Annotated in this window: 1 protein-coding gene; it reads left to right on the forward strand. The window is 47.2% G+C overall.

All coding sequences use genetic code 11. From position 1 onward, the window contains the following. The coding region (locus tag R7Z50_RS30435) for an aminotransferase class V-fold PLP-dependent enzyme (RefSeq protein ID WP_318150142.1) at positions 1-542 on the forward strand (542 nt) is incomplete at both ends.

Raw genomic sequence — 542 nt, forward strand, 5'->3', positions numbered from 1 at the left:
CATGATCGCAGAGATTGCACCAGGTTTTGGCGCAAATGCTGACGAAATCATCTTAAGCCGCAACACTACTGACGGTCTATGTTCGATCATTAATGGTCTGCATTTCGAGCCGGGAGACGTGATTCTTACTACACACCACGAACACATTGCAGCGACATCTCCGCTGAATGTTGTAAAACACCGCTTTGGTGTAGAAGTCGTGGAAATTCAGTTACCAGTGTTTACAGGTACTGAAGACGTTTCTGAAGCAGACTACATTCAAGCATTCCGTGACGCTATTGAAGCGCACCACAATGTTCGCCTGATTGTGTTCTCTCACATCACATACAAAACCGGTACTGCGCTGCCAGCAAAGGCAATTTGTTCTCTTGCAAAAGAGCACCAAATTCCAACGTTAGTGGATGGTGCTCACACGGTGGGCATGTTCGATCTTGACCTACATGATCTGGATTGCGATTTCTACTCTGGTTCTGGCCATAAATGGCAGTGTGGCCCGGGCGCAACAGGCATTTTATACGTGCGCGACAAAGGTAATCGTTTGA

The sequence above is a fragment of the Vibrio sp. 1249-1 genome (assembly GCF_033340495.1).